A 26078-nucleotide genomic window follows, 5' to 3' on the forward strand; every position below is an offset into this window, starting at 1 on the left:
GCGCACAATGGTGATCGCAGCCGCCGTCGCCGTGCGGCGGAGGATGTCAGTCGACGAGGGTGACCAGGTCGTCGTTGGTGATCGTTCCGTCGGCGCCGATGGTCGATGTGTCCACGAACACCTCGATGCCTTCGCCTCCGGTGTCGACCTCGCCGATCTTCCCGAACGGTTGGGACACGTCACCGTCTTCGTTGAGCAGCCAGAACTCGAGCACACCGGAGTCGTCGACGTAGGCGTTGAAGTTCCAGCCCTTCACGCTGCTCGTCTCGTCGGCCATGACGCATTCGTTCCAGCCTGCGGGGATGTGCGTGCAGATAGTGAGGGTGCCGCCGCCGATTGCCCCGTTGGTCTTCAGATGGATGCCGATCAGGGTGAGCGGGTCCAGCACGGACGCATCCACGATTTCGGGGTCAAGGATCAGTCGGTCCGGGTCTTGAACTTCAGGTTCGGGGTCGACGATCCCGAGGTAGTCGCGGACATCGTCTGGGGCGACAAGCGGGAGCCCCGCCAGCAGTTCGTCGCTCTCGGGCCCGAGCTCGGCCTCCAGCGGTATCCGAAGTGTCTCGTCGCCACACCATCCCGGGAAGAAGACCTCCCCGTCCGCGGTCTCGATCAGCACGAAGTAGACCGTTCCCGGAGTCCAGTACTCCGGATCGGCCATCGCGAGCCAGACCTTCGCGTCGTTCTCGAACCCCCATTCGATCCCAGGCCAGGACGAGGAGTGCAAGCGCACCGACGCCGTACCACCGGACAAGGTCTGCACCTCCACATCGATCATGTCGATCTTGGGGGGTTGGTCAGGATCGAGGCCGGTCGCGGCCACCCACTCGGTGATTCCGGCGACGACCTCAAGTGGCGGGAAGGTTTCTCCCGGGCCACTCTCGGGCGGGCAGGCGCCGAAAGTGCGCCCGAGTTCGGCGGCGGTCGGGTCGGACGGCAACGCCGGGGGCGTCGCGCATCCCCCGAGAAGAACGGCAACGGCCAGCGCTCCCACTGCGATGGCAAGTGATCGACGCATAATCGGTGCCTACCGTTCTTCTGTCCGAACACTATCGAAGTGCACGACGTTGCGGGCGCCCGCGGCGTTCGAACGACACCGAGCCGACCATGCGGCTCCCCATTCGGCTGACATATACTGCTCGGGTGCCCGCAGACCGTCCGAGCAGCGCCCGATCGGCGCAGCCGGAACCGACTCCGGGCACTCGGCCGACCGGGGTCATCGCTCGCGACATCGACGAACTCGTCGACACGCCGCTGCCGTGGGAGCAGCTGTTCGGCACGACGGTGCTCATCACCGGCGCCGGAGGGATGATCCCCGCGTACGTCGCTCGCACACTGCTGCGCCTGAACGACACCCGTCGAGCAGGCATCCGAGTCCTCGGACTCGTGCGCGATCCGTCCAGCGCCCGCGAGGTGTTCTCCGACGTGATCGATCGAGACGACTTCGCGATCGTGCAAGGCGACGTCTCGCACCCCGTACGACTCGACACGCACGTCGACCTTGTCATCCACGGCGCATCTCCAGCCCGCCCCCACCTGCACGCGACCGCCCCGGTCGACACGATCCGCGCCAACGTGCAGGGAACGCTCAACCTGCTCGAACTGTGCCGCGACGCCGGCGGCGCCCGGTTCGTCCTGATGTCGTCGGCGGAAGTCTATGGACGCCACCCGATCGAGGGCGGACAGGGCGGACTCCTCACGGAGGACAGCTACGGCGCGGTCGACATCCTGAACCCGCGCGCCAGCTACACCGAAGGAAAGCGCGCGGCCGAGACGATCGCCGCGAGCTACCACGCGCAATACGGCATCCCCATCACTCTCGCACGATTCGGCCACATCTTCGGGCCCGGAATGGCGCTCGATGACGGTCGGGTGCAGGCCGACTTCACCGCGGACGTCGTCGCCGGACGCGACATCACGCTGCACAGCGACGGAAGCGCGCGCCGCACCTACACCTATCTCGCCGATGCGGTCTCGGGACTGTTCGCCGCTCTGCTCCTCGGTGCCGACACCGCGTACAACGTCTCCGACCGCGACGGCTTCGTCAGCATCCGGGAACTTGCCGAGGCGTTCGCCCGCGCGCGTCCAGCTGCAGCCCTCCGGGTCGGGTTCCGCGAACCGACCGACGCGACCCGCGGGACCACCGCCCTGGGTGCGGGCCTCGACGACGCTCGGCTGCGAGCGCTCGGCTGGGCACCGCACGTGGGACTTGAGAAGGGCATCGATCGCACGATCGCCTGGCACGAAGAGCGCAGGTCTCGATGAGCGGCGCAGGGGTCGAGGTCGTCAGCATCACCTGGGAACGCATCCACATGACAGTGCATGTGCGGCTCTCGTCCCCACCCGCGGATGCCGACGAGTCGCCGTCCACGGTTGCCTTCTCATTGGTGGACGGCGACCGATCGTTCCCGACGACCGCCACAGCCAAGGGTGGCGGGAACTTCGCCATCACGATCAATGTGACGACGTTCGCCGATCGAGCCGCGATCCCCGACGGGAACTGGCGCGTCGAAGCGCAACTCGACCCGAGCACGACCGCCACATATGTCGGCGATCTCGCCGACCTTGACGACGCATCCCGGGTGTTCCTCCATGACGGGGGCCGCGCGGCGCTGACGGTCTCCTTCAGCGTCGAAGAGCATCGTGATGACCCATCGAGGCTGGACCTGCTCATCCGCAGCAACCACCTGCGACGCGCGGCGCCAGCGAAGCGAGCGCGCAGACTCCCGGCACGCATCAGATCCCGCCTGCTCGGCGCCGGCACCAAGCAGAAATACGTCCGCGCGATCTATCGACTCGCGTCGCGACTGTTCGGCCCGAGAACGGGGCGGGTGCTGTTCGCGTCCGACCAGCAACCCACCATGGAAGGCAACCTGCTCCGCGTGCACGAGCGCATGCTCGAACGCGGACTCGACGACCGATTCGACCTGCGATCGTCGTTTCGCCTTCCCGCCACCACGGGGTGGCTCAGAACCGCGCGCATCCTGTACCTCATGGCGACGAGCGAGATCATCCTGCTCGACGACTACTTCGGGTTGCTCAACACCGTCACGATCGATCCCCGCACTCGGGTGATCCAGCTGTGGCATGCCGGCAGCGGGTTCAAATCGGTCGGCTTCAGCCGATTCGGCAGCACCGATTCACCGTCCCTGCGTCAACCGCACCGCCAGTACACGTACGCGATCAGTGGGTCGGAGCATCTCCGACATGTCTACGCCGAGGCCTTCGGGATCGAAGAAGCCGCGATCGTGCCGACGGGGCTCCCGCGCATCGACTGGTTCCTCGACGAGACACGCACGACGGCCTTCAAGGCGTCGTTCGCAGCGCAGTACCCGCACTTGCAGGACAAACGCATCATCCTGTTCGCGCCCACGTTCCGCGGCGCCTCCTACCACTCGGCTTCCTATGACTTCGGGTTGATCGACTTCGACGCGCTCGCAGCGGCGTGCCCGCCCGACACGGTTGTCCTGTTCCGGATGCACCACTTCGTCAAAGAGCGCATCGAGATCCCCGATCGGTATCGTGATCGGTTCTTCGACTTCACCGACTACCCCGACGGACTCGGTCTGCTGCACGTGACCGACCTGCTGATCACCGACTACTCGTCGATCATCTACGAGTTCGCGCTGCTGGACCGCCCGATGTTGTTCTTCGCGCCCGACAAGACCGTGTACGCGGCGACGCGCGGGTTCCACCGGGCATACGAACAGACCGCGCCCGGACGCGTCTGCGAAACGTTCGAGCAACTCACGCAAGCGATCCGTACCGGCGACTTCGAAGTGGAGAAGCTTGCGCGATTCCGGGCCGAGAACTTCGACCGGATCGACACCGGCGCCGCCGATCGCGTCATCGACTGGCTCATTCTGGACGAGTACCGCGGTTCGAAGACCGCGTTGGAGGCTGAAGCACCATGAACATTGCGCTGATCTTCGCGGGCGGCATCGGCTCGCGGATGTCCTCGGAGAACCTGCCCAAGCAGTTCCTGGAGATCCACGGCACCCCGCTCATCGTGCACACGATCCAGCACTTCCAGGATCACCCCGAAATCGATCGGGTGGCTGTGGCGATTCTTCCCGCTTGGCGGGACCGGTTCGCGCACCTCGTCTCCCGTTACGAGCTGACAAAGGTGAATTGGATCGTGGATGGCGGGGCGACCGGCCAGGAGTCCCGTCACCGCGCGATCCGCGCGGTCGCGAACGAATGCCCCGGCGACACCGTCGTGCTGATCCACGACGGCGTCCGGCCGCTCATCAACGCGCAGCTCATCTCCGACAACATCCGGACCGTTCGCGAACGCGGTGCCGCCATCACCTGCACGAAGGGCAATGAGACGATCGTCTCGGCGTCGGGCGAGCAGATCGACGATGTGCTTCCACGCGAACACCTCTACGTCGCCCAAGCACCGCAGAGCACTCGCCTGAGCACGGCGCTGGAGATCTACGACCGCGCCGTCGCCGACGGCGACGACGACTCGATCGACACCGCGACCTTGCTGCGTCGCTACGGGCACGAGCTGTTCCGCGTAGACGGACCGCGCTCCAACATCAAAATCACGACGGCAGAGGACTACTACATCTGTCGAGCGTTCTTCGACGTGCTCGAACGCAATCAGATCGGCGGCTGAGGTTGCGCGCACGGCTGCGGAGGAGTCGACTGCTGCGAGCCCTCCGATTCCTCCCGTACCTCGTTGGTTACAGCATGCTGCGACCGTTCGTGCGAGTGAGAATGAATCGCGTCCTGTTCCTCTCGGATTCCCACGACGGATTCACCGGCAACATGCGCTTCTTGCGCGACGCGATCATCGCCCAGTCCCGCGACGTTGAGGTCATCGGGGTGTTCAAACCGCGACTGTCCGCACGTCGCCCATTGCGCGACGCACTGCGGTTGCCGATGCTCATCGCCACCAGCGGCGTGATCGTGCTCGATGACTTCTACCCGTTGATCTACTTCTTCCGCATCCGCCCGCAGACCCGCCTCGTCCAACTGTGGCACGCCGCCGGCGCGTTCAAACGCGTGGGTCACAGCAGGGCGGGCCTTCCCGGCGGCCCCACGCGCGGAAGCGAGATCCACCGCAACTACACGGATGCGATCGTCAGTTCGACGGGCATCGCCGTCGACTACGCGGAGGCGTTCGCGATCCCGGTCGAACGGGTCAAGCCCTGGGGCATGCCTCGAACAGATGTCTTCTTCGATGACGCCCACGTCGCCCGGACACGTGCGGCGGTCCGCGCGAAGCTGGGCATCGGAGAAGACGAGCGATTCGCGCTGTTCGCACCGACGTTCCGCGGCAGCGGTCAGCTGACCGCCGAGGGCGCACCAGAGGCTGACTGGGCGGCGATCGCGCGGACCCTCGGCCCGGGCTGGCGGATCGGGGTACGCCAGCACCCGTTCGTCTCCCGCGGGGATCTGCCCGATGGAGTCGTGGACGCCGCCCGCGTGGCCGACATGAACGACGTACTGATGGCCGCCGATGTCCTGATCACGGATTACTCTTCGGCGATCTTCGAGTTCGCGCTCCTGCGTCGGCCGATCGTGTTCTTCGTACCGGATCTGGACGCGTACACGGCCGACCGCTCGTTCTACCGCCCCTTCGAGCACTATTCGATCGGCCCAGTGGTGAAGGATCCAGCGGGCCTCGCCGACGCGATCGCACGAAGCGAGATCGACGAGTCGCGCCTGCAGGCGTTCCTCCAGGAGTTCTGCGACGCTCTCGACGGACACTCCAGCGCGCGCATCGCGGCGCGATTGCTCGACCGTCAGGGCTGAGACGAACCCGACGACCGTCAGACCTGGTCAGCCTGCGGAGATGCCGCGGGGCTTGGTCCGCACCTGCCAGTTGCCCGTCGAGGCCCCCCAGCCGTAATCGAGGCTCCAGTGTGCGGCGGCGCGGAATCTCGTGCCGTCGTTCAGGGCGACGTGCACGCCGTGACGCGCGTACCCGACGATGTCCGCCTGCCCGTCCCCGTTGACGTCGACGACCGATCGCGGCATCGCGCCCAGCGTCCATTCCTTCGAGCCGAAGTCCGTCGTCCAGCGCCGTACAGATGTGAAGGACGATCCCGTGTTGCGTGCGACGTACACCCCGCCGCTGCGAAAGCCGACGATGTCTGGTCGACCGTCGTCGTTGACGTCGGCGAGCGTTCTCGAGTCCCGATCTGACCCCCAGGCACCGTCCGTGCTGGCATGTCCGAAACTCGACGACCAGCGCGTTGCCGTCGAGAACGACGTACCTGTGTTGAGCGCAACGTAGACACCGTTTCGCCCGAATCCGACAATGTCCGGCAGGCCGTCTTCGTTCATGTCGACCAGGGACCGCGGCGCCACATCCTGGCGCCATCCGCGGTCGGCACCGAAGGCGTCGGTCCATCGTGTCGGCTGCGCGAAGCCGGTTCCGGTGCTGCGCGCCACCTCGACGCCGCGACGCCCGAAGCCGACGAGGTCCGCGCGACCGTCCCCGTCGACATCCGCGACCGTTCGCAGATGCTGGGTGGTGTTCCAGTCTCCGGCCGTCGACGCCGACCCCATCGCGGCAAGCCATCGACTCGATGCCCCGAACGACCCGCCCGTGTTCGCGGCGACCGATACGCCTCGACTGCCGAAGCCGACGACATCCGGCAGACCGTCCCCGGTGACATCAGCGAGCGTTCGAACCTGATGCGACAGTTTCCATCCGTCGTCCGCTCCGAACTGCGACGACCAGCGTTTCGCAGCGGCGAACCCCCGCGCCGTCGTACCGGCTGCGACGAACACACCGGTGTCCGAGAACCCGACGATGTCGGGATCACCGTCGCCCGTCACGTCGACGACCATGCGCAGGTGGCGCGATGTCGACCACCCCGTCGCCTGCCCGAAGCTGCTGAGCACCCGTGTTCCCGACGTGAAGGTCGTGCCGGTGTTGTTGCTGACCATGACCCCCTTGGATCCGAAGCCGACGATCTCCGGGCGCCCGTTCCCGTCGAGGTCGGTGTCCCAGGAGACGAGTTCGGAACGGTCGTCGATACCGTTGCCGTCGACGTCCGGCAGGACGGCTTTCGGCGAGGTGGGCCCGACTCGGTCATCCGCCGTGAGACAGCAGGTCACCCCTCGAGAGGTGAGCACTGTCTTTCCCGAGAAGTCCCGCCACACGCCGTTATAGGCGCCGCTGGAATCGGTGAGCAGGAAGCGGTCGAACTGGATGCCGCTCACCGGGATGTACTGACGCTTTCCCGACGGGACATCGACCGTCGAATTGAGGATCGAGAGATGCACGTGGGCACTCGCCCCGGGCGTGCCGCCGCACGGCAGCGTCTGTCCGGCCGTACCGAGGATCGTCCCCGCTTCGACCCATTCGCCGACCAGCGACGACTTCGCGTCCTTCAGGTGGTAGTACTCCGACATCCACCCGCCACCGTGGTCGATGCCGAGGAACCATCCGCCCGAGCAACTCACCCGGTAGACCTGTCCCGCAGCGATCGCCCGTACCCTCGTCGCACCCGAACTCAGCGGCGCGAAGTCTATCGCTCCCCGATAGATCCCGTCGCTGTCGGCATGAGAGCCGCTGATCCCCCACCGGTATCCTGGGGCGAACGGAAACCGGAACACGGGTTGCGGACCGTACGACGCCGCCAACCGCGATTGGATGCCAGTGGTGCCGCTCTGTCCGTTCAGCGCCGGCAGGGATCCAGCTTCAAGTTCGCGGGTGAGCGGCATGGTGGGGCCATCGCTGTGCTCGGAGGTGTCGCCCTCTTCGACCGGCTCAGGCGTTTCGGTGACTGACGGCGTCGCGGTCGGCGCCGGTTCAGAGGTCGCCGCCGCGGTCGGCGCAGGCGACGACTCCGGCGACGCGGCCTGTGCGTTCGCCGCCGACATGGAGGCCAGGACACATGCGATCGTCGCCGCCATCGCCCAACTCAATCGCGTATGGGTTCCTGCCCGCATCCGTCCTCTCCGGGTCTCCCCAGACAGCCCAGCATAGGCGGCGTCGACCGCGATCGAAACCGGGTTGACTCAGTGTTTGCGCATCTGCTCGACCTGCACCGTCACGATTTGACCGGTGAGATCGCTTGCCAGCACCTGAAGACTGACTGATGCGACATCGTCAGGATCGAGAAGGGTGTCCTCAGGCTCCTCGCCGAACGCCCGCGTCCGCATCGGGGTCCGCGTCCGCTGCGGATTGATGCAGTTGATCCGCACCCCATCGGGAGCCCACTCCTCCGACAGCGCTTGCGTGAGGTTGACGACGGCTGCCTTGCTCGCCGAGTACACCCCGTAGTTCGCCCGCCCGCGCGTGTGCGAACTCGAGGTGAACAGCAGCATCTGCCCCTCGGTCTGGGCGAGGTACTTGTGGGCCGCGCGAGAGACGATCACCGGCGCGAGGAAGTTCGTCTCGATGCTCGTCTCGATGCTCTTCACCCCCGTCTCGGCGAGCGGTCCCATCTGCAGGACGCCCGCCGACATGACGACGAGGTCGATCCGGCCGGATGCCTGGAACGCGGCTTTCAGCGCCTTCTTCACGTGCGCGTGCGAGCGGACATCCGTCCCCGTGCTGGAGCGGCTGTACTCGTGCACGACCGCACCGGCCCGCGTCGCGAGCTCGACGATGCTCTTGCCGATTCCGTAACTGCCACCGAAGACGACGAGGACCTTGCCGTCGAGGTCCGGGAGTTCGTCGACCGCCGACAGGCTCTCGGACTGCAGTTGGAAGAGCTTGTCTGCGATGTGCACGTCGATCGGCTCGGTGATCTTCATGTTCTCGGCGGAGCCCTCGACGACGAAGATCGGCACGTGCGGCAGGTAGGTGAAAACGACCCCGCAGTCGTCGGTCGCGTGGAAGGTCTTGTCCTGGTCTGCGAGCCGGTACGCCTCGCGGATGGTGCCCAGGCGGAATGCCTGCGGTGTCTGGCCGCGTCGCAGCGTCGAGCGGTCGGGGATGTTCGTGATGTGCGAGGCGGAGTCGATCTCGATGATCGTGTCGGCCGACGCGATGGCGACGTCCACGGCCTCGTAATCGTCGAGCGCGTCCACGCACTCCTCGAGGATCCGCTCGCTGACGAACGGACGCACGGCGTCGTGCAGGATGACCTTGGTGTCCGGGTCGTCGCCGAGGACCGCCAGCGCCGCTTGCGTCGAGTCGTTGCGACTGCGTCCCCCAGGGATGATCCGCGTGAGCTTGGGAAAGCGCTCCGGGTCACGGAGTGAATCGAGTTCGCTCAGCGATCCGGCGTTCATGACGATGACGATCTCATCGATGACGGGGCTCGCGTTGACGACGTCGAGGGTGTGCTCGACGATCGCCTTGCCTGCGATCTTGATGAGCTGTTTGGGGATGCCGAGACCCACGCGGACGCCGATGCCGCCTGCGAGGATGACTGCGACAGTGCGGGTCGACGAGGGCATCGAAAGTTCCTTGCGGTGGGGGCGTCGGGCTTCGCACCATCCTACGGGCGCACGGTCGGCGGAGCCGGTCTCCCGCCGTGTCGCCGCGCGCCTGCGGTCGACACCCAGGCAACTCACGGTGCGCCCGGGGCACAATACCCTGGTGGCTGCTGATCCTGCACGTGCGCTTCTGAGCGCCTCCGAACGCTCGGGGCACGCCGGATTCCGCCCCGACATTCAGGGGCTGCGGGCCGTCGCGGTCGGCGCCGTCCTGCTGTACCACGCGAACTGGTCCCTGTTCGGAGGCGGGTTCATCGGTGTCGATGTCTTCTTCGTGATCTCGGGCTTCCTCATCACCGGCATCCTGCTGCGAGAAGCCGAGCGGACGGGACGCATTCGCCTTGCCGACTTCTACGCGAAACGGGCCAGGCGCATCCTTCCGGCCGCGACGGTCGTCCTCCTCGTCACACTCGCGCTCACCGTCGCGCTGCTTCCGCAGATCCGATGGGAGTCGATCGGCATCGAGGCGATCGCGTCGGCGTTCTACGTCGTCAACTGGGTGTTCGCAGCGGGAACCGACTACCTGAACGCAGACGTCGCCGCCAGCCCGTTGCAGCATTTCTGGACGCTGGCGGTCGAGGAGCAGTTCTACATCGTCTGGCCACTCGTCCTCGTCGCACTGCTGGCGGTGTTCGTGCGAGTCACGCACGCAGATGCGCCGGACGGCCACGCCACGGCCACGCGTCGGTCCGCGCGGATCGGCGTCATCGTGATCCTGGTGCCGTCGCTGCTGTACTCCGTGTACGCGACGGCCACCGAACCCGCTACCGCGTACTTCGTCACGACCACACGGCTGTGGGAACTCGCAATCGGCGCCGCCCTGGCCGTGTTCGCACCCCAGGTCGGCCGGATCCCGCACTGGCTGGGAACGATGCTCGGCTGGCTCGGGCTCGTGGCGATCGCCGCGGCGGCGGTGCTCTTCACGGGCGCGATGCCCTTCCCCGGCGCCGCCGCGCTCGTCCCCACACTGGGTGCAGCAGCCGTCATCGCGGGCGGCATGAACGGTCGCGCCCAGACGGGTGCCGGTCGAGTCCTCACACTCCGACCGATGCGCTGGATCGGTGACATCTCCTACTCGCTCTACCTGTGGCACTGGCCGCTCATCGTCGTCGGCACATACCTGCTCGGCGGCGAGCTTCGCGTCCGTTACGGCCTCCTCATCGTGGTGTTCTCGGTGCTGCCGGCATGGCTGAGCTACCGGTTCATCGAGAATCCGTTCCGAACCTGGACCTGGGTCACGCATTCGGCACGACGTGCACTCACGGCCGGCGCAGGAATGATGGCATCGACCGCCGTCGTCGCGACGCTCGTCGTCTTCACACCGACGATGATGAACCCCGAGTACCGAGCCGACGGCGATCCGATCGGCGCCGAGGCACTCACCGACGACTTCACTGACGACGATCCCGCGAGCTTCACCGACGCCGGCGATCCCGTCGACGAGGTCGAAGGGGGATTCACGCCGTCGGCGATCAACGCCCGCGAAGACAACACCATCGTCTACGAGCTCGGATGCAACCGCCCCAGCACATCGCCGACACCGAAGATCGATGGCTGCATCTTCGGCGACACGGATTCCGACGTCAGCATCGTCCTGATCGGCGACTCGCACGCGGCGAACTGGGCGTCGACCTATATCGAGCTCGCCGAGCAGAACGGATGGCGACTGTGGGTGACCAGCAAGGCCTCCTGCGGATTCGCAAACGTGAGTCAGGCCGACCGCAACGGAGATGAGTACACCAGCTGCAATGCGTGGAGCGCTGCGAGCTTCGATCAGATTCTCGCGGAACAGCCCGACCTCGTGGTCACCGCGAACCGAGGAACTCGAGCCGCCTACCAGGAAGGCCTCTCGCGGCAGGAGATGCGGCTGCGCTACGCGGATGGGCTGCGCGACAACCTCCAGCTCCTCGCCGATGCCGGCATCCCCTCCCTCATCATGAACACGACGCCGTCGATGAACAGCGACGTTCCCGAGTGCATCTCTGAGCATCCGGATCAACTCACGGAGTGCGCGACGCCGCGGGAAGACGCGTTCGGCCGAGGCAGCGAGTACGTGGCCTACACCGTCGAGGGCCTGGCGCACACCGATGTCATCGACATGACCAATTGGATCTGCCCCGACACGGACGCATGCGCGGCGGTCATCGGGAACGTCGTGGTGTACCGCGACCCGCATCACTTCACCGAGACCTTCTCCAGGACGCTCGCCGAGCCGCTCGAGGCGCAGTTGCGCGAATCGGACGTCGCCCGCGCGGCACTGTGGGGAGCCGACGAGCGATAGCCAATGTGACCTGGGATTCCCAGGTCACACGCGTGGTTGCGGCGACAAATCATGACCCGCGCGGCATACAGCCAAGGGACAGCGTCGTCGGGGTACGATGATGCGCGGTCGGCCGCGGCGGGTTGAGCAGGTCTTCGTTCGACGGACCGCCGCCGTCGCAGAACGACCACCGGTGCCCCCGGGAAGAAGCGAAAGCCACCTAAGGAGACACGCAGGCGAATGCGGGATTACGACTACAGCGACCTGAAGGATCTCGCGACCGACGCGGACCACAAAGCAGCCATGCTCGACCTCCTGATCGAGTTCGACAAGTTCTGCGAGACGCACGGTCTCACCTACTACCTCTCCGGAGGAACCCTGCTCGGTGCCGTGCGCCACAATGGATTCATCCCCTGGGACGACGACGTCGATGTCAACATGCCGCGTTCTGACTGCGAGAAGCTCATGGAACTGTCGGGCGGACGCATCGGCGACTTCGAGCTCATGCCGCCCAACGAATCCCAGCGTTACTTCGCTTATCACTGGAAGCTGTACTCCGAGCGGATCCTCATCGCCAAGCGCACGAAGGGCGGGATCGGTGGGAAGGTCTATCCGATCTTCCTCGACATCTTCCCGATCGAGGGCCTTCCGGACACCCCCGAACTGAACCGCGAGCACTACGACGAGATCCGGCGCCGCAAGGATCGTGTCCGTCACGCGCGCAACGTGCGCAAGTACCGGGGCCGCAATCCGTATCGCATCCTTCGCAACCGGGTCGCCTCGCGCATCTACCGCTCGATCGGCGTTCGCCCATTGTTCGACAAGGTGATCGAGCACGCGACCTCTATTCCGTTCGAGGATGCCGACCACATCGGCGTCATGATGACCAACGTCCACACGACCGAGGAACGCGTCGTCAAGAGCGAATACGCCCCGGTCATCCGCCTCCCCTTCGAGGGCCACGACCTGGCCGCTCCCGCGGGGTACGACACCTACCTCCGCCAGCTGTACGGGGCGAACTACATGGAGTGGCTCCCCGTCCACAAGCGGATCCCGCGCCACGACTTCGTCACCTTCTTCCCGTACGGGCCCGGCGAGAAGCCGCGCGTGCTCGATGAGCGCGTCGAGGGCGGCGACGCCGCGATCACCGACGATGACGAGATGCAGGACGAGCTGGAGTGACCGTGTCGACGAACGAAGCGCACAAGACCGTGAAGATCGCCATGTGCGGGCTCGTGAAGAGCGAGAACCTCGGCGAGATGTTCATCGCGCGCAGCCTCGAACATCTGATCGCTGTCGGGCTCGAGAACGCGCAGCCGCCGGTCGACGTCGAGTATGTCGAGGTCGACCTGCTGGGGCGCAACGACACGATCTTCGAGATCCCCGATGCGCGCGAGCGGCGACTGCGCAACTACTACCAGTACAGCGAGAAGGGGCGCCTCACCGAGAAGCTCTTCCTGAATCTGCAGCGCCGAGGACGCAAGGCCAAGAGCAAGGCCGCGCAGAACCTCATCAGCCGCGCTCGGCACCTGATCTGGAAGTACGGACGCAACTACCGCAAGCGACTCTCGAGCTACTTCGACGTCAAGCTCAACGGCGTCGACTACATCGTGATCGACGGTGCCGGACTGCTCGAATACAGCTACAACGAGTACCACTGGTCGTTGCTGCTGATCAGCGAGTACGCCGAGCGTCACGGGCTCGAGGTCGTCTACAACGCGATCGGTCGCGCCGGCGCGTTCGACGAGCGCGACTTCGGAAGCACGATCCTCAAGCGCGCGATCCGCTCCTCGGCCGTCACCTACGTCTCAGCGCGAGACAACGTGACCGAGGTGCAGGCGTGCGCCGGCCCCGGCCACCGGGTGAAGCTGCTCGCCGACTCCGCCTTCTGGATGAAGGAGGCGTACGGAATCGACACCTCGATCGAGCGGAAGAAGATCGGCATCGGCCTCATTCGCGGCAACTCCCTCCAGGGGTACGGCGTCGAGTTCGGGTCGAAGGAATGGACCGCCCTCTTCGCCGGAATCGCGACCGAACTGCGCGACCGCGGATACGAGTTCGAGTTCTTCACGAACGGACTGCCCGGCGACGTCGCGCTCGGCAGGCGCGTGCTGAAGAAGTTGCGACTGCCGGACTCCTACCTCGTCGAGCGACCTGTCGACGACGAGGTCCTGGTCGACACCATCAACGGCTACGAAGCGATCATCACGTGCCGCATGCACTCATCCATCGCGGCCTTCACGATGGGCGTCCCCTCCGTCATCCTGTCGTGGAACGACAAGGTCGAGAAGTTGATGGAGATCATCGGCTACCCCGAGCGCGCCATCCGCCAGAAGGACTTCAGCCCCCGCTACATTGTCGACGCCATGGAGAAGGCGAAGTCTGAAGGCATCGATGACGACAAACTGTCAGCCATGAAGGAGAAGGCGCTGGAAAGCGTCGAAGATTACCTGCCTCGCATCCTCGCAGCCGCACACTGAGTACACCGATCGATTCCAGGAGCACCGCATGATCACCGCACTTCTCACGGCCGCAGGCACAGGGTCCCGCATGAAGCAGGACATCCCGAAGCAGTTCATGCACGTGAAGAACAAACCGCTGATCGTGTACACGATGCAGGCGTTCCAGGACCATCCTGCGATCGACGCGATCGTCGTGGTCACGCTCCCCTCGTGGATCGACGTCGTCACCGCATACGCCAAGCAGTACGGCATCACCAAACTGCAAGCCATCGTCCCCGGCGGGTCGACCGGTCAGGAGTCGATCCACAACGGGCTGTCGAAGATCCGTGAGGCCGGTTCCACCGACGATGACATCGTGATGATCCACGACGGCAACCGTTGTCTCGTCTCGTCAGAGATCATCTCGGACAACATCGCCGAGTTCAAAGCGAACGGCAGCGCCGTCGCGGCGATTCCATGCGTCGAGGCGGTCTTCCGCAGCGACGACAGCGGAGTATCCTCAACCGTGTCGATCCCCCGCGAGCAGCTCTTCCGCACGCAGACACCCCACTCGTACACCCTCGGCAAGCTCATGTGGGCACACGAGCAGGCCGCCGAACGCGGCATCGGCGACACCGCCGCATCCTGCGTCCTCATGCACGAGCTCGGCGAGACCGTCTACTTCTCGGCCGGCTCGGAGCAGAATCTGAAGATCACGACGATGGACGACCTCTACATCTTCGAGTCGATTCTCGACGCTCGGATCGCGGCTGGTTGATCGTCGGATGAGCAGCGGCACCTACTGGGAAGATCTGCGCACGGCGTCAGCGAGTATCCCGAACGTCGACCGACTCCGCGGTTCGCGCATTCTGGTGACCGGAGCCACCGGCATGATCTGCTCGGCGGTCGTCGACCTGCTGCTGTTCCTGAACCGCGAATTCGACGCCGACATCACGGTGTTCGTCGCCGGGCGCAGCGAGGCGGATGCGAACCGCCGATTCGGCGGATTCGCGGCCGACAAGCGTTTCGTGTTCGTGCAATACGACGCCACGTCCAACGATCCGGCCGCGCAGTCGATCGAAGTGGACTTCATCATCCACGGGGCCAGTAACGCGAACCCCGCGCTGTACATGCAGCATCCCGTCGAGACGATGCTCGCGAACATCGTCGGCCTGTCGGCCATGTTCGATGTTGCCCGTGCCGCGGCCGCCAAACGGGTCCTGTACGTGTCCTCGAGCGAGGTCTACGGGCAGAAGGACGGTACGCAGCCGTACGCCGAACAGGATTTCGGATACCTCGACATCCTCCATCAGCGTGCCGGATACCCCTCGTCCAAACGGGCGGGCGAATCGCTGTGTGTCGCCTACGGCATGGAGTACGGCATCGACTCCGTCATCGTCAGGCCCGGTCACATCTATGGCCCGTCCATCCGCGACGCGGATAATCGCGTCTCCGCCGATGTCACCCGAAAGGCGCTGGCCGGCGAGGATGTGGTACTCAAGAGCGCCGGCGCACAGCTGCGTTCGTACTGCTACACGCTCGATTGCGCGTCGGCGATCCTGACGGTGCTCCTGGACGGAGACAGCGCGAACGCGTACAACATCTCCAACCCGCACTCGATCTGCACGGTCCGCGAACTCGCCGAGGCCGTCGCGCATGCCGGAGGCGTGGCCCTTCGCTTCGACGTCCCCGCGGACGCGACCGCGGGCGTGCACAATCTGATGGACAATTCGTCGCTTGCGTCCGACAAGTTGGAGTCCCTCGGCTGGAAGCCCGCCTTCGACCTCCAACACGGTGTCGATCGCATGCTGGCGGTGCTGCGCGAGTCGGGCGGACGCCTCAGTCTCTAGCCCCGCCCGGGCAGACGCCTCGCGAAGCGGCGCACGACACGCCGCGTGCGGTTCACCGTCAGGCGCACGCGCTGACGCAGGCTTTCGGACGCGCGTCGTCCACGCGAGACCCCGGCGGCACGACCCGGAACCAACCGGGCCCGCCCCGACCGCACGATGATCGTCCACCAGCGCCGCCCTCCGTCGGCGCGGTCCCCGATCCGAACATGGATGGTCGATGCCGTCGCGGCGAACCGCAACGTCGCCAGGCCGGCCTCGACGCGCAGTTGAGCCGGCATGCCCTCGAATGGCACAACGCGCAACCCCCGTCTGCCGCGGCCGACGACCACGTCCAGCGTTCCCGTGCCGTCGTGGCTTCCATGCAGCACCACCTCGAGGAGGCCACCGTCGATCGTCCGCGCGCCGGCAGGCTGCAGGTGGCGGACCGCGAGATCGGGATCGCCGACCACAAGCGACGCGACACCACCGCTTGAGAAGGCGAAGTCCAACCGATCCGGGCGCATCGAGATCGTTGCCGGAACGTCGGACTTCAAGCCGCGCTGCGCGTGCGCGCTCCCGATCTCCGCTCGAACCTGCACCTTCCATGGCGTGGCAGGTGTCAACGCACGCCCCATCGCCGCATGGTCGGGGTCGATCTCGCCTGCAGCGGTCGCATGGACCCGTACGGCTCCCCCGTCCGTGTCCTCCACCTGCAGCTGGAAGTCGGCCGGAATGCTCCAGGCGACGCTCGAACGGCGCGAGTGCACCACGAAGCCGACATGCGCGGCAGCCACCTCGTCTGTGACGTCCAGCGGATCGTCGCCTGCGATCGCGCGAACCTCGGGCGAGACGATCTTGCGCAGGCGGGCCCCGGTGCGCTCGATGGTCGAGAGCCGGCCGCTGCCGTCTGTCCACTCGACATCCGCTTCGACGCGCAGAACGCCGTTCACCCAGCGCAGAGCGCTCGCGCGGCCCGTGCCGGGCGTCCGCACGTCCTCCCTGCAGGCGCGCTCCATCAGCGACAGATCACCGTGGCGGAGCACCCGGGCACGCAGGAGCTGCGATCTGCTCAGTTCGACGTCGAACCGCTCGAAGCAGAAGTGTTCCTGGAGTGCGCGCGCCCCCTCGAAGATGACCGCTCGGTCGCGTGCGTCTCTGGTCAGGAACTTCGTGTCGAAGGCGCCGAGAATGCGTTGCGCGTACTGGTGGTACAGCAGCTGTTCGCGCTGAAGACGGTGCTCGTCACCGGCGAGCACCGTCTGGATGGCCTCACAGACGCGGTGCAGGCCGCCCCAATAATCCGCCCGCGACTTGACGAACGTCGTGGAGCCGCTGCCCGCCGTGTTGACCCAGTGGTAGTACGGCGTCGACGACAAGGTCGAGATCACCGCCGCGTGACGGGCGACTTCCACATTGAAGAAGATGTCCTCCCACATGACTCTGCCACCCTCTGGAAAGCGGATGCCGTGCTCCAGGAGAAGTCTGCGCCGGTACAGCTTGTGCGGGTTCATCGGGATGAGGGGGTGCCGGTCACGATTGCCGATCGCCTGCGGCTCGTCGCGTTTGGAAGCGTCCCAACCCCCAGGAGGGCGTCTCAGTCCGCGACTCCTTGCCGACGACCACATCGGCGTCGTTGGCGACGGCCAGCGCGTGGGCGGCTCGCAGCGCATCGGGATAGAACTCGTCGTCGTGGTCGGCGAAGGCGATGTACGCGCCCTCTGCCAGCTCAACCCCGACATTGCGGGGCTTCGACGGCCACCCGGAGTTCTCGATGCGCTCGACGCGCACATTCGGCCTCGACCGCTGTACCGCCAGCAGTCGCGCGTGGGTGTCGTCGGGCGACCCGTCGTCAACGAAGATCACCTCGAAGTCCTCGCTGGGCATGGTCTGGCGGTCAAGCGACGCGACGAGCCGCTGCAACCCCGAGATGGGCGTCCGGTACGTCGGGATCACGACGGAGACGCTGCGCACGTTCAGCCCTCGCAGCGGGTCAGTCGGAGGTCTCGCGCATGGTCGGCGCGCCGCTCACGCCGCACGACGCGGATCATTTCGTCTCGACGTGGGTCAGCGCTTCGTCGATCGGACCGTCGAAGATCACGGCACCCTTGTTGATCACGATCCCACGCTGGCAGAGCGACTTGACCATGCCCTTGCTGTGACTGACGACGACCATGGTGACCCCGCTCGCCGTGAGCTCCTTGATCTTCTCGACGCACTTGCGCCGGAAGGGTGCATCGCCGACGGCGAGGACTTCGTCGACGAGGAGTATGTCGAGTTCGACGTGGATCGCGACGGAGAACGCCAGCCGCATGAACATGCCCGAGGAGTAGTGCGAGACTTCCTGGTCGATGAAGTCGCCGATTTCACTGAACGCGACGATTTCGTCGAAGCGCGCCTCGGTCTCTTCGCGACTCATGCCCAAGATCGCGGCGTTCAGGAAGACGTTCTCGCGCCCTGTCAGATCTGGGTGGAACCCCGCACCGACCTCAATGAGCCCCGCGACTCGTCCTCGGGTGTACACATTGCCCTCGTCCGGTTCGAGGACCCCCGAGATCAGCTTCAGCGTCGTGGACTTGCCCGATCCGTTGTAGCCGATGATGGCCACGGACTCGCCTTCCGCGATCGTGAAGCTCACGTCGTGGAGCGCTCGGAAGAACTGCGCGCCCCCCGACGTGCGTCGGACCACCGAGATGAGGAGATCTTTCAGCGAGCGTGTCTTGCGCTTGCGGAACTCTTTCGTGACGTGGTCGACAATGATGCTCGGGCGCGGCAGAGGTGTGTTTTCAGTGGTCATCGAGCTCACAGGTCCTGGGCGAACGAGCGCTCGAAAGCGCGGAAGACGAGCTGTCCGATGATCAGCGAGAGGATCGACAGCGCGACTGCCGCCCCGGCGAAGATCGGGAATTGCGGTGGCAGACCAATGTTCTCGGTCACGGTCGGCGCCCAGATCGACTGGTGGAAGATCTCCACCGCAACGGTGAGCGGACTCGATGCCCATGCGCCGAAGAACCAGAACGGCACCATGCCGTCCAGGATCACCCAGGTGTAGAGCACGGGCGCCGACCAGGTGGCGATCGTCCGGACGATCTCCACGAAGTTCTGCGCGTCACGGAACCGCACGTTGATTGCCGACGCGAGCAGCCCGATCCCCGTGCTGAACGCGAGGATCAGCAGGAGTGCGCACACGATCCCGACGACGGACATGACAGTCGGGACCCATCCGAAGGCCACTGCGACGATCAACAGGATCACGAGTTGCGGCAGGAAGTGAATGAACGATCCGATGACCGCCGAGATCGGGAACAGCTCACGGGGCAGGTAGATCTTGCGGACGAGCGACTTGTTGGAAACGATCGAGCGGGTCGCGAAGCCGAAGGATTCGTTGAAGAGGTTCACAACGACGATGCCGCTGAACAAGTACAACGGGTAGTCCTCGACCCGACTGTTCTGGCCGAGCACGTGCCCCACGACGAAGAAGTACACGAAGAACTGCACCGTCGGTCGCACGTACGACCACAGCCAACCGAGCGCCGAGTTGCGATAGCGGAGCGCATTGCCCTTCTGCACAAGGATCTTGAGCAGGTAGCGACGCCGGAAGACGTCGAGGATTCCACGCCCCCTCCCGGGGACGTCGTACTCGCTCAGGTCGGCTGGGAGTGCGCTCACGCGGCCTCTTTCTCGGGTGCGACGCTGACAGGCAGTCAGGCCATCGCCCATAGTAATCGAGCGTCGCCTGGGAGGCCGTTCAGTTCAGGTATTTGGACGCGATCCAACCGATGCGCGAACCGGCCTTCACCTTGAGCCAACCGCCTGACCGCTGCAGCAGCGTGACCGTCGCCCCCTTGGGCACCACCATGCGCACCGAGCTCGATGTCGTAGCCTTCGAGCGCAGGTTCACCGCGACCGTGGTCTTGGCCGTCATGTACTCGAGGTACGAGCGATTCACCCAACCACGCAGCGATCCGGTGCGCACGAGGCGCCAGTTACCACTGCTCGCTTCGACGACCACGTTGCGTCCCGGGGGGAGGACCGCGACGACCTTCCCCTTCGTCGAGGCGGCGGTTCGGAGATTGAGGTTGGCGGTGACACCCATCAGCACGTTGAGGTTGCGCGGCACATAGGCGAGAGACCGGTACGGCACCCAGCCCTCGCTCGAACCGACGTGGACGTACCGCCACCCGGGCTGCATCGCGGTCACGAGCACCCGCGCCCCCTTCGACACCTCGGTCACGGCGGCCGCGGAGTGAGCCGCCGTCGAGCGCATCGTCGTTGCAACCGTCACCATTCGTGTGCCGGGCGTGACCGTCTTCGTCTCGTCAGCCGGTTCGGGGTCCGGTATCGGCGTCGGCGTGGGTGTCGGTGTCGGTGTAGGTGTCGGTGCGACGTCGAGGTAGTCGCTATGCGACCAGTAGGTCGCACCGTTGATCGTCAGCCGCCACCAGTCGCCGTAGATGCCGGTGCGTGCGAAGACCTGCCCTTCCTTCACCTGCACCTTGCCGGTCTCGCATGCCGTCGTCGGCGCTTTGCGTGCGTTGAGCGTGCCGGTCGTGACCTTGGCGTAGCCCGACGCCTTCGTCACACTCGACTCCGCAGGCGCCGCGCACGGGTCGCTCGATGCGCCGGAACCCGACGTGTTGGTCGACAACGCGGATGCCGATACCCAGACCGTCTTGCCGGAGTATGTGCCGCGGATCCACGCGCCGTACGAGCCGGTGACCGTGAGCGTCTTGCCCTTCGTCAGGCTGATCGAGCCGGTGCCGCACACGAGGGTCGGTGCCGTGCGCGCCGTCGTCGAGGTGGCCGTCACGGTGGCGGAGCCGCTGAGCTTGACGATGTCGGCTGACGCGGGCACGGTGCATGCCGGAATCTGCGCCGGTGCCCCAGCCGATGCCGATGCGTCGGGCTCGAACCACGCGACGTAGTAGTTGTAGAAGTTGCGGTTGCCGTACGCCGAGCAACTGTCTCCGGTGCCATAGCCTGCGGCGAGCGCGGCGACGTTGGCGCGGTAGGGCGTGTAGATGTACAGGTTCGCGGTGGCCTGGTTCTGGATGAACACCTTCGAGGTGCCGCACGAACTGTTCGGGTGCCACTTGATGGTGTTGACCTGTCCGGCGCGGTAGCTGTACCGCGTGGGGTTCTTCGCGTACACCTGCTGCTGTCGCGCGCCCAGGTAGACCTGGTTCACGAACCCGGCCGACGCCGAATCGCACGGCGCGGTGTCGGGGCAGTTCATTCCCATCGCGTGCTGATACGCCCAGTTGCTGGGCGCGGTCGCGGTGACGAGCCCCTGTTCCTTCTGCAACATGACGAGGATGACCTTGGGGTTGACCCCACAGGCGGCGGCGACCGCCTGGATCACCTGGGCGGCTGTCGCATTGTCGCGACGTGCGACGGCCTTGCAGTACGAGTCCGCCGCTTTGGCCGGAAGGTTCACCTTGATGTTCTTCAGGCAGGTCGGTCCCGTGCTCGCCTTGCAGGCAGGAACCTTGCCATTGAGGAACGTCTGGATCTGCGCCGCGGTCATCGTGTCGCCGTCGAAGAACTCCGCGTCGCTGATGATGAATCCGCCCTCGAGGATCGAGGCCGGCAGCTCGGCCGCGCGCGCCTGCGCGGGCGGCGTGAGCGCTGCCATCATTCCGGCCACAAGGGCCACGAGGAGCACGGCGACGACGGTGCGGGTACGCGTCGTGGCGCCCTCGAGACTGTGAAGCATGTGAACAGTGTTACTGAAGTCGAGGGTTTTTACCAGCCGAGGCTCAGGAAGCGACGCGCGACACGCCGATTCGGGTGTTCTCAGAGGTCGGCGTGCAGTTGCCAGACCCGCTCGGCGGCCCCGAGCCAGGTGAAGGCGCGCCCACGATCGGCCGCGAGCACGGCGAGCCGCTCGACGGCCGCCGTCGACCCCAACGCCGTCGCCAGCGCGTCGCCGAGGGCACCCGGATCGGCGGCGTCGGCCAGCACTCCCCCGTCGACGACGATCTCGTCATGCACGGGCGATGAGACGGCGACGATCGGCACGCCCACCGCCATCGCCTCGAGCACCCGCCACGGGAAGGACGTGCGAGTGTCGGGGGCCAGCACGACCAATGCCGCTCCCAACACCGCACCGCGATCGTGCTGGTCGACAAACCCTCGTACGTGCACCGCGTGCTCCGGGAGCCCGGCCGATGTCGCCGCCGCCATGACGGCGGGCTCTTCGCCTGCTGCGATGTCGAGCACGACCACCGGGGTGTCGGCCCGTGTCTGGGCCACCGCGCGGAACGCGTCGACGAGGTCGGCGGGGCGAGCCGCTGCGATGAGCACGTACCCGTCGGGAAGCCGCAGATCGCGTCGCCTGCCGACGTCGTCGGAGGGCACACGGAATCCCTGCGGCGCGGCGCCGGGAATGACGCGGATGCGGTCACCGAGTGCGGCGCGCTCGGCGAGCGCCCGCGCCGTGGCGTGCGTGGGCACGACGATGGCGTCCGCGAAGCGGGCTGCACGCTTGAGCATCGCCCGCTGCCACATCGCCGCGGTCCTGCCGAGCTCATCGGGCGACTCCCAGGCGCGCAGGTCCCAGACCGTGACCACCGTCTGATCGTGGTCATGGATGCGGTCATGACGCACGAGGGGGGCCAGCAGCGACGGCGAATGGATCATGCCGCCCGCCGCGCCGGCGGTGACACCCATCTGCCATGCGGCGGCGAGTTCGCGACGCCGCAGCCCCAACGCCGTGACCTCGGCGAGGTCGGGCGCGGCCCGGCCCGCGGCCGCGCGCGCATCGGGTGCGGCCGACACAAGGCCTTCGACATCGCAGCCCGCCGGTGCGGTCGCCGTCAGGGCACGGGCGAGCTCACGCGTCGCCTGCCCGAGGTCGGGTTCGGTCGGATCGACCAGTTGGTCGAGCACGAGGCGCAGCGTCGCCGTCATGCGTCGAGCCTACGACGGTCGGTCATGGCGTCGGGGTCGGCGTGGCCGGGTGCAGCGTGTCGTTCACGAGTTCCTGGATGTACGCGAAGTCGGGCGCGTCGGGGTCGATGCCGTTCTCGAGGGTCAATTCGACGCTCGTGACCTCCTGCTCCTTCGCCTTGACCGCGAGTTCGGTCAGATACGGGAGCATGTCGGTCGGAATGTCGGTCTGCACGACCTCCGAACCTGCCGAGAGGATGTCCTGGAAGCGGGAAAGCACATTGGTGGGCGTGAACTGCGCGAGCATCGCCTCTTGCAACTGTCGCTGCCGCTTCATGCGGTCCCAGTCGCTCGTCGTGTACCGCGAACGCGCGTACCACTGCGCGGTGTCGCCGTCCATGTGCTGTTCGCCGGCCTCGATCCATCCGGTGATGCCCGACAGCGTGCCGTCTTCGTTCTCGTGGAGCGCACCGGTCGGAATGCGCTCGGACACCGTGATGTCGACACCGCCGAGGGCGTCGATGAGGGCGGCGAATCCGTCCATGTCGATGAAGACGAAGTACGGGATCTCGATGCCGAGCACGCCTTCGGCTGCATCGCGCGTCGCCTCGATGCCCGGCGAAGAGCCACGGGCCGCGGCATCCGGATACAGCGCTTCACCGTCACGGCACAGGCCGACCTCGGTGTTGAGCTGATTGATCTTGTTGTCCCACCCGCAGGCCGGGTCGGCGTGACCCTCGTGGCCGTTCGGGTAGAGCTCCTGCATGGGCCCTTCCGAGAAGGGCACGTCACGCATGTCGCGCGGGATGCCGAAGATCGACACGGCACCGGTGTCGGCGTTGACCGAGACGACCGAGATGCTGTCGAAGAGCATGTGGTCGCGGCCCTCGCCGCTGTCGGCACCGAGCAGGAGGAAGTTGTAGTAGCCATCGGAGGGCGGCACGGACGCACCCGATCCGAAGATCGCCAGTCCGTCGCGCGCGGGGGCGACCACCGACTGCGCCCCGTAGACCGCGATTCCGCTCGGCAGCGCCGTGAGGACGACCGCGAGGGCTGCGATGCCGATGCGGGCACGTGGCCCGGTGCGGACGAGCCGCACGAGCCGCAGCGTGTCGATCGCGAGCACGACCCACAGCGCCGCGTACGCGAGCAGCACGAGCTGCAACGCCAGGAGCACCCACCAGTTGGCGGCGAGTGTGATGAGCATGGGTCGCCACATGAGCGCGAGCAGCACGGCGAACAGGATCGCGATCCAGCCGGCGAGCGTCGCCACGACGCCGATGCGACCGAGCCGTCGGTTGCCGGCGAGCAGTTGGGCGGAGCCGGGCAGGAGGAAGCCGGCGACGACGAGCCACCAGCCGCGGCGGGTCATGACCGCCTTCGACGACGCATCGGGGTATCGCAACGGCTGGGTGCCGGCGATCGCGACGCCGCGCGAGTTCGACGACTGCGGGCGCGCTGGGCTCATCACGCTCATCGCGTGACCGCCGCAACGCTCACAGGGAGTCCTTCAGCCGGCGGTTCTTCTCCTCCACCTGCGCTTCGAGTTCACGTGCGTACGCCTCGACGCGGTCACCGATCGATTCGTCGGAGGCGCCGAGAATGCGGGTGGCGAGCAGGCCGGCGTTGCGGGCGCCGTTGATCGAAACCGTGGCGACCGGGATGCCGGCGGGCATCTGCACGATGCTCAGCAGCGAATCCATGCCGTCGAGCGTCGCGAGCTGCACCGGGACGCCGATGACGGGAAGCGCCGTCAGGGAGGCGAGCATGCCGGGAAGATGCGCGGCACCGCCGGCGCCGGCGATGATCGCGCGCAGCCCACGGGCCCGCGCTTCACGCCCGTAGCTGAGCAGCTTGTCGGGGGTGCGGTGCGCGGAGACGACCTCGACCTCGTGCGGAATACCGAAGTCGGTCAGGATCTGCGACGCGTCGCTCATCACCCGCCAGTCCGAGTCGGATCCCATGACGACGCCGACGAGCGGCGTCTCGGACGAGTGGAGGGGGCGGGTCACCCGACAAGGCTAGGGCGCTCGCCTGGAAACTCCCCGCAACGGCACGGCGCTTCGTGCCGCCGGGGGCGTGTCTCAGTCCTCGAAGAAGGCTGCTGCCGCTCGCGCCTCGTACACGACGCTATCGAGGTCCTCGCCCCACGCGTTGACATGACCGACCTTGCGCCCCGGTCGCGGCGCCTTGCCGTACGTGTGCACCTTGACGGACGGATGCTCGGCGAGCACCGCCGCGAATCTGCTCTGCAGCGAGTCCGTCGCGGGCCCACCGAGGATGTTGATCATCGTCGCCCACGCCGCACGCGGAGCCGTGTCGCCGAGCGGCAGATCGAGCACCGCGCGCACGTGCTGCTCGAACTGCCCGGTGACCGCGCCGTCCTGGCTCCAGTGCCCGCTGTTGTGCGGCCGCATCGCGAGCTCGTTGACGAGCAGGCGCTCGTCGGCGGTTTCGAAGAGTTCGACGGCGAGCATGCCGGTCACTCCCAGCCCCTCGGCGATCGTCGTGCCGATCCCCGCTGCGACGCGACCGAGGCGCGCGCCCGCGTGCGGCGCCGGCGCGATCACCTCTGCGCACACGCCGTCTCGCTGCACCGTCTCGACGACGGGGTAAACGGCGACCTCGCCCGAGGGGCGGCGCGCGACCTGCTGGGCGAGTTCGCGCGTGAAGTCGACGAGTTCTTCGACGAGCAGCTGCGCACCGTCGTCGAGGGCGCCGATCCAATCGGCGGCTTCGTCTGTGGTCGACACGACCCGCACGCCCTTGCCGTCGTAGCCGCCGCGAGGGGTTTTGACGACCGCGCGCCCGCCGTGGGCATCGAGGAAGGACTGCAGGCCGGCGGCATCCGAGATCGCGGCCCAGTCGGGCTGCGGCATGCCGAGCTCGGCCAGGCGCGCACGCATCTCGAGCTTGTCCTGCGCGAAGCGCAGCGCGTCGGGACCGGGATGGACGGCGATCCCGGCATCCACGAGGGCGCGCAGCACCTCCTGCGGCACGTGCTCGTGGTCGAAGGTGACGACGTCGACGTTCTTCGCGAACGCGAGCACGGTCGCGGCGTCACGGTAGTCGCCGACGGCGCTCGCGGCGAGTTCGGCGGCCATGCCGGGCTGTTCTGCCAGGACCGACACCTCGACGCCGAGTTCGACGGCGGGAGCGATCATCATGCGGGCCAGCTGGCCGCCACCGACGATTCCGACGCGCAGAGACATGGGGCACCCTTTCGTTGAACCCACCCATCCTCTC

Annotated in this window: 21 protein-coding genes; 9 read left to right on the forward strand and 12 right to left on the reverse strand. The window is 66.5% G+C overall.

The genetic code is table 11. The annotated features are described in order from the left end of the window. Window positions 1-46: 46 nt before the first annotated feature. Complete coding sequence (locus tag ACSF8R_RS03230; RefSeq protein ID WP_434810420.1) at window positions 47-778, reverse strand: hypothetical protein; 732 nt, start codon at window positions 776-778, stop codon at window positions 47-49. Between the two features lie 365 nt (window positions 779-1143). On the opposite strand from ACSF8R_RS03230, the gene ACSF8R_RS03235 reads away from it, so the two are divergent. The 4 genes from ACSF8R_RS03235 to ACSF8R_RS03250 all read left to right on the forward strand — a co-directional run bounded on the left by ACSF8R_RS03235 (window position 1144) and on the right by ACSF8R_RS03250 (window position 5766). Continuing rightward, complete coding sequence (locus ACSF8R_RS03235) at window positions 1144-2265, forward strand: NAD-dependent epimerase/dehydratase family protein (protein ID WP_434810421.1); 1122 nt, start codon at window positions 1144-1146, stop codon at window positions 2263-2265. Next, entirely contained in the window at window positions 2262-3914 is a 1653-nt protein-coding gene (locus ACSF8R_RS03240) for a CDP-glycerol glycerophosphotransferase family protein (RefSeq protein ID WP_434810422.1), read from the forward strand. Before ACSF8R_RS03235 ends, ACSF8R_RS03240 begins: the two co-directional genes overlap by 4 nt. Beyond that, complete coding sequence (locus ACSF8R_RS03245; protein ID WP_434810423.1) at window positions 3911-4624, forward strand: IspD/TarI family cytidylyltransferase; 714 nt, start codon at window positions 3911-3913, stop codon at window positions 4622-4624. Before ACSF8R_RS03240 ends, ACSF8R_RS03245 begins: the two co-directional genes overlap by 4 nt. Before the next feature lie 74 nt (window positions 4625-4698). Beyond that, window positions 4699-5766 (forward strand): CDP-glycerol glycerophosphotransferase family protein, encoded by a 1068-nt coding sequence (locus ACSF8R_RS03250; protein WP_434810424.1) that lies wholly within the window; start codon window positions 4699-4701, stop codon window positions 5764-5766. Between the two features lie 27 nt (window positions 5767-5793). On the opposite strand, the gene ACSF8R_RS03255 is transcribed toward ACSF8R_RS03250, so the two are convergent. After that, window positions 5794-7848, reverse strand: coding sequence for an FG-GAP-like repeat-containing protein (locus ACSF8R_RS03255; protein ID WP_434810425.1), 2055 nt, complete (start codon window positions 7846-7848; stop codon window positions 5794-5796). A gap of 138 nt (window positions 7849-7986) precedes the next feature. Continuing rightward, window positions 7987-9375: an SDR family NAD(P)-dependent oxidoreductase gene (locus ACSF8R_RS03260; RefSeq protein ID WP_434810426.1), complete on the reverse strand. Its 1389-nt coding sequence runs from the start codon at window positions 9373-9375 to the stop codon at window positions 7987-7989. 142 nt (window positions 9376-9517) lie between these two features. On the opposite strand from ACSF8R_RS03260, the gene ACSF8R_RS03265 reads away from it, so the two are divergent. The 5 genes from ACSF8R_RS03265 (at window position 9518) to ACSF8R_RS03285 (ending at window position 15965) form a co-directional block, all read left to right on the forward strand. After that, on the forward strand, window positions 9518-11695 hold the full coding sequence (locus ACSF8R_RS03265) for an acyltransferase family protein (RefSeq protein ID WP_434810427.1): 2178 nt from the start codon (window positions 9518-9520) through the stop codon (window positions 11693-11695). Window positions 11696-11914: 219 nt separating this feature from the next. Continuing rightward, complete coding sequence (locus ACSF8R_RS03270; RefSeq protein WP_434810428.1) at window positions 11915-12856, forward strand: LicD family protein; 942 nt, start codon at window positions 11915-11917, stop codon at window positions 12854-12856. Further along, on the forward strand, window positions 12853-14154 hold the full coding sequence (locus ACSF8R_RS03275) for a polysaccharide pyruvyl transferase family protein (RefSeq protein ID WP_434810429.1): 1302 nt from the start codon (window positions 12853-12855) through the stop codon (window positions 14152-14154). Before ACSF8R_RS03270 ends, ACSF8R_RS03275 begins: the two co-directional genes overlap by 4 nt. Before the next feature lie 28 nt (window positions 14155-14182). Beyond that, on the forward strand, window positions 14183-14893 hold the full coding sequence (locus tag ACSF8R_RS03280) for an IspD/TarI family cytidylyltransferase (RefSeq protein WP_434810430.1): 711 nt from the start codon (window positions 14183-14185) through the stop codon (window positions 14891-14893). Window positions 14894-14900: 7 nt separating this feature from the next. Further along, complete coding sequence (locus ACSF8R_RS03285) at window positions 14901-15965, forward strand: NAD-dependent epimerase/dehydratase family protein (RefSeq protein ID WP_434810431.1); 1065 nt, start codon at window positions 14901-14903, stop codon at window positions 15963-15965. On the opposite strand, the gene ACSF8R_RS03290 is transcribed toward ACSF8R_RS03285, so the two are convergent. The 9 genes from ACSF8R_RS03290 to ACSF8R_RS03330 all read right to left on the reverse strand — a co-directional run bounded on the left by ACSF8R_RS03290 (window position 15962) and on the right by ACSF8R_RS03330 (window position 26044). Further along, the gene (locus tag ACSF8R_RS03290; RefSeq protein ID WP_434810432.1) at window positions 15962-17455 is read right to left on the reverse strand and encodes a glycosyltransferase family 2 protein; all 1494 of its coding nucleotides are present in this window, start codon (window positions 17453-17455) and stop codon (window positions 15962-15964) included. The two genes, ACSF8R_RS03285 and ACSF8R_RS03290, sit on opposite strands and share 4 nt — an antisense overlap. A 19-nt stretch (window positions 17456-17474) precedes the next feature. Further along, complete coding sequence (locus ACSF8R_RS03295; RefSeq protein WP_434810433.1) at window positions 17475-17915, reverse strand: glycosyltransferase family 2 protein; 441 nt, start codon at window positions 17913-17915, stop codon at window positions 17475-17477. Between the two features lie 73 nt (window positions 17916-17988). Beyond that, on the reverse strand, window positions 17989-18738 hold the full coding sequence (locus ACSF8R_RS03300) for an ABC transporter ATP-binding protein (protein WP_434810434.1): 750 nt from the start codon (window positions 18736-18738) through the stop codon (window positions 17989-17991). A gap of 5 nt (window positions 18739-18743) precedes the next feature. Then, window positions 18744-19610, reverse strand: a complete 867-nt coding sequence (locus ACSF8R_RS03305; RefSeq protein WP_434810435.1) for an ABC transporter permease — start codon at window positions 19608-19610, stop codon at window positions 18744-18746. Between the two features lie 79 nt (window positions 19611-19689). Continuing rightward, the gene (locus ACSF8R_RS03310; RefSeq protein WP_434810436.1) at window positions 19690-21657 is read right to left on the reverse strand and encodes an SH3 domain-containing protein; all 1968 of its coding nucleotides are present in this window, start codon (window positions 21655-21657) and stop codon (window positions 19690-19692) included. Between the two features lie 80 nt (window positions 21658-21737). Continuing rightward, the gene (locus ACSF8R_RS03315; RefSeq protein ID WP_434810437.1) at window positions 21738-22853 is read right to left on the reverse strand and encodes a glycosyltransferase; all 1116 of its coding nucleotides are present in this window, start codon (window positions 22851-22853) and stop codon (window positions 21738-21740) included. Window positions 22854-22875: 22 nt separating this feature from the next. Further along, complete coding sequence (locus ACSF8R_RS03320) at window positions 22876-24204, reverse strand: LCP family protein (RefSeq protein ID WP_434810438.1); 1329 nt, start codon at window positions 24202-24204, stop codon at window positions 22876-22878. A 124-nt stretch (window positions 24205-24328) separates the two neighbouring features. Beyond that, entirely contained in the window at window positions 24329-24796 is a 468-nt protein-coding gene (purE, locus tag ACSF8R_RS03325; RefSeq protein ID WP_434810808.1) for a 5-(carboxyamino)imidazole ribonucleotide mutase, read from the reverse strand. A 120-nt stretch (window positions 24797-24916) separates the two neighbouring features. After that, window positions 24917-26044: a 5-(carboxyamino)imidazole ribonucleotide synthase gene (locus tag ACSF8R_RS03330; RefSeq protein ID WP_434810439.1), complete on the reverse strand. Its 1128-nt coding sequence runs from the start codon at window positions 26042-26044 to the stop codon at window positions 24917-24919. Window positions 26045-26078 lie beyond the last annotated feature (34 nt).

The sequence above is a fragment of the Microbacterium sp. bgisy189 genome (assembly GCF_965345345.1).
In the GTDB taxonomy this organism is placed as follows: Bacteria; Actinomycetota; Actinomycetes; order Actinomycetales; family Microbacteriaceae; genus Microbacterium.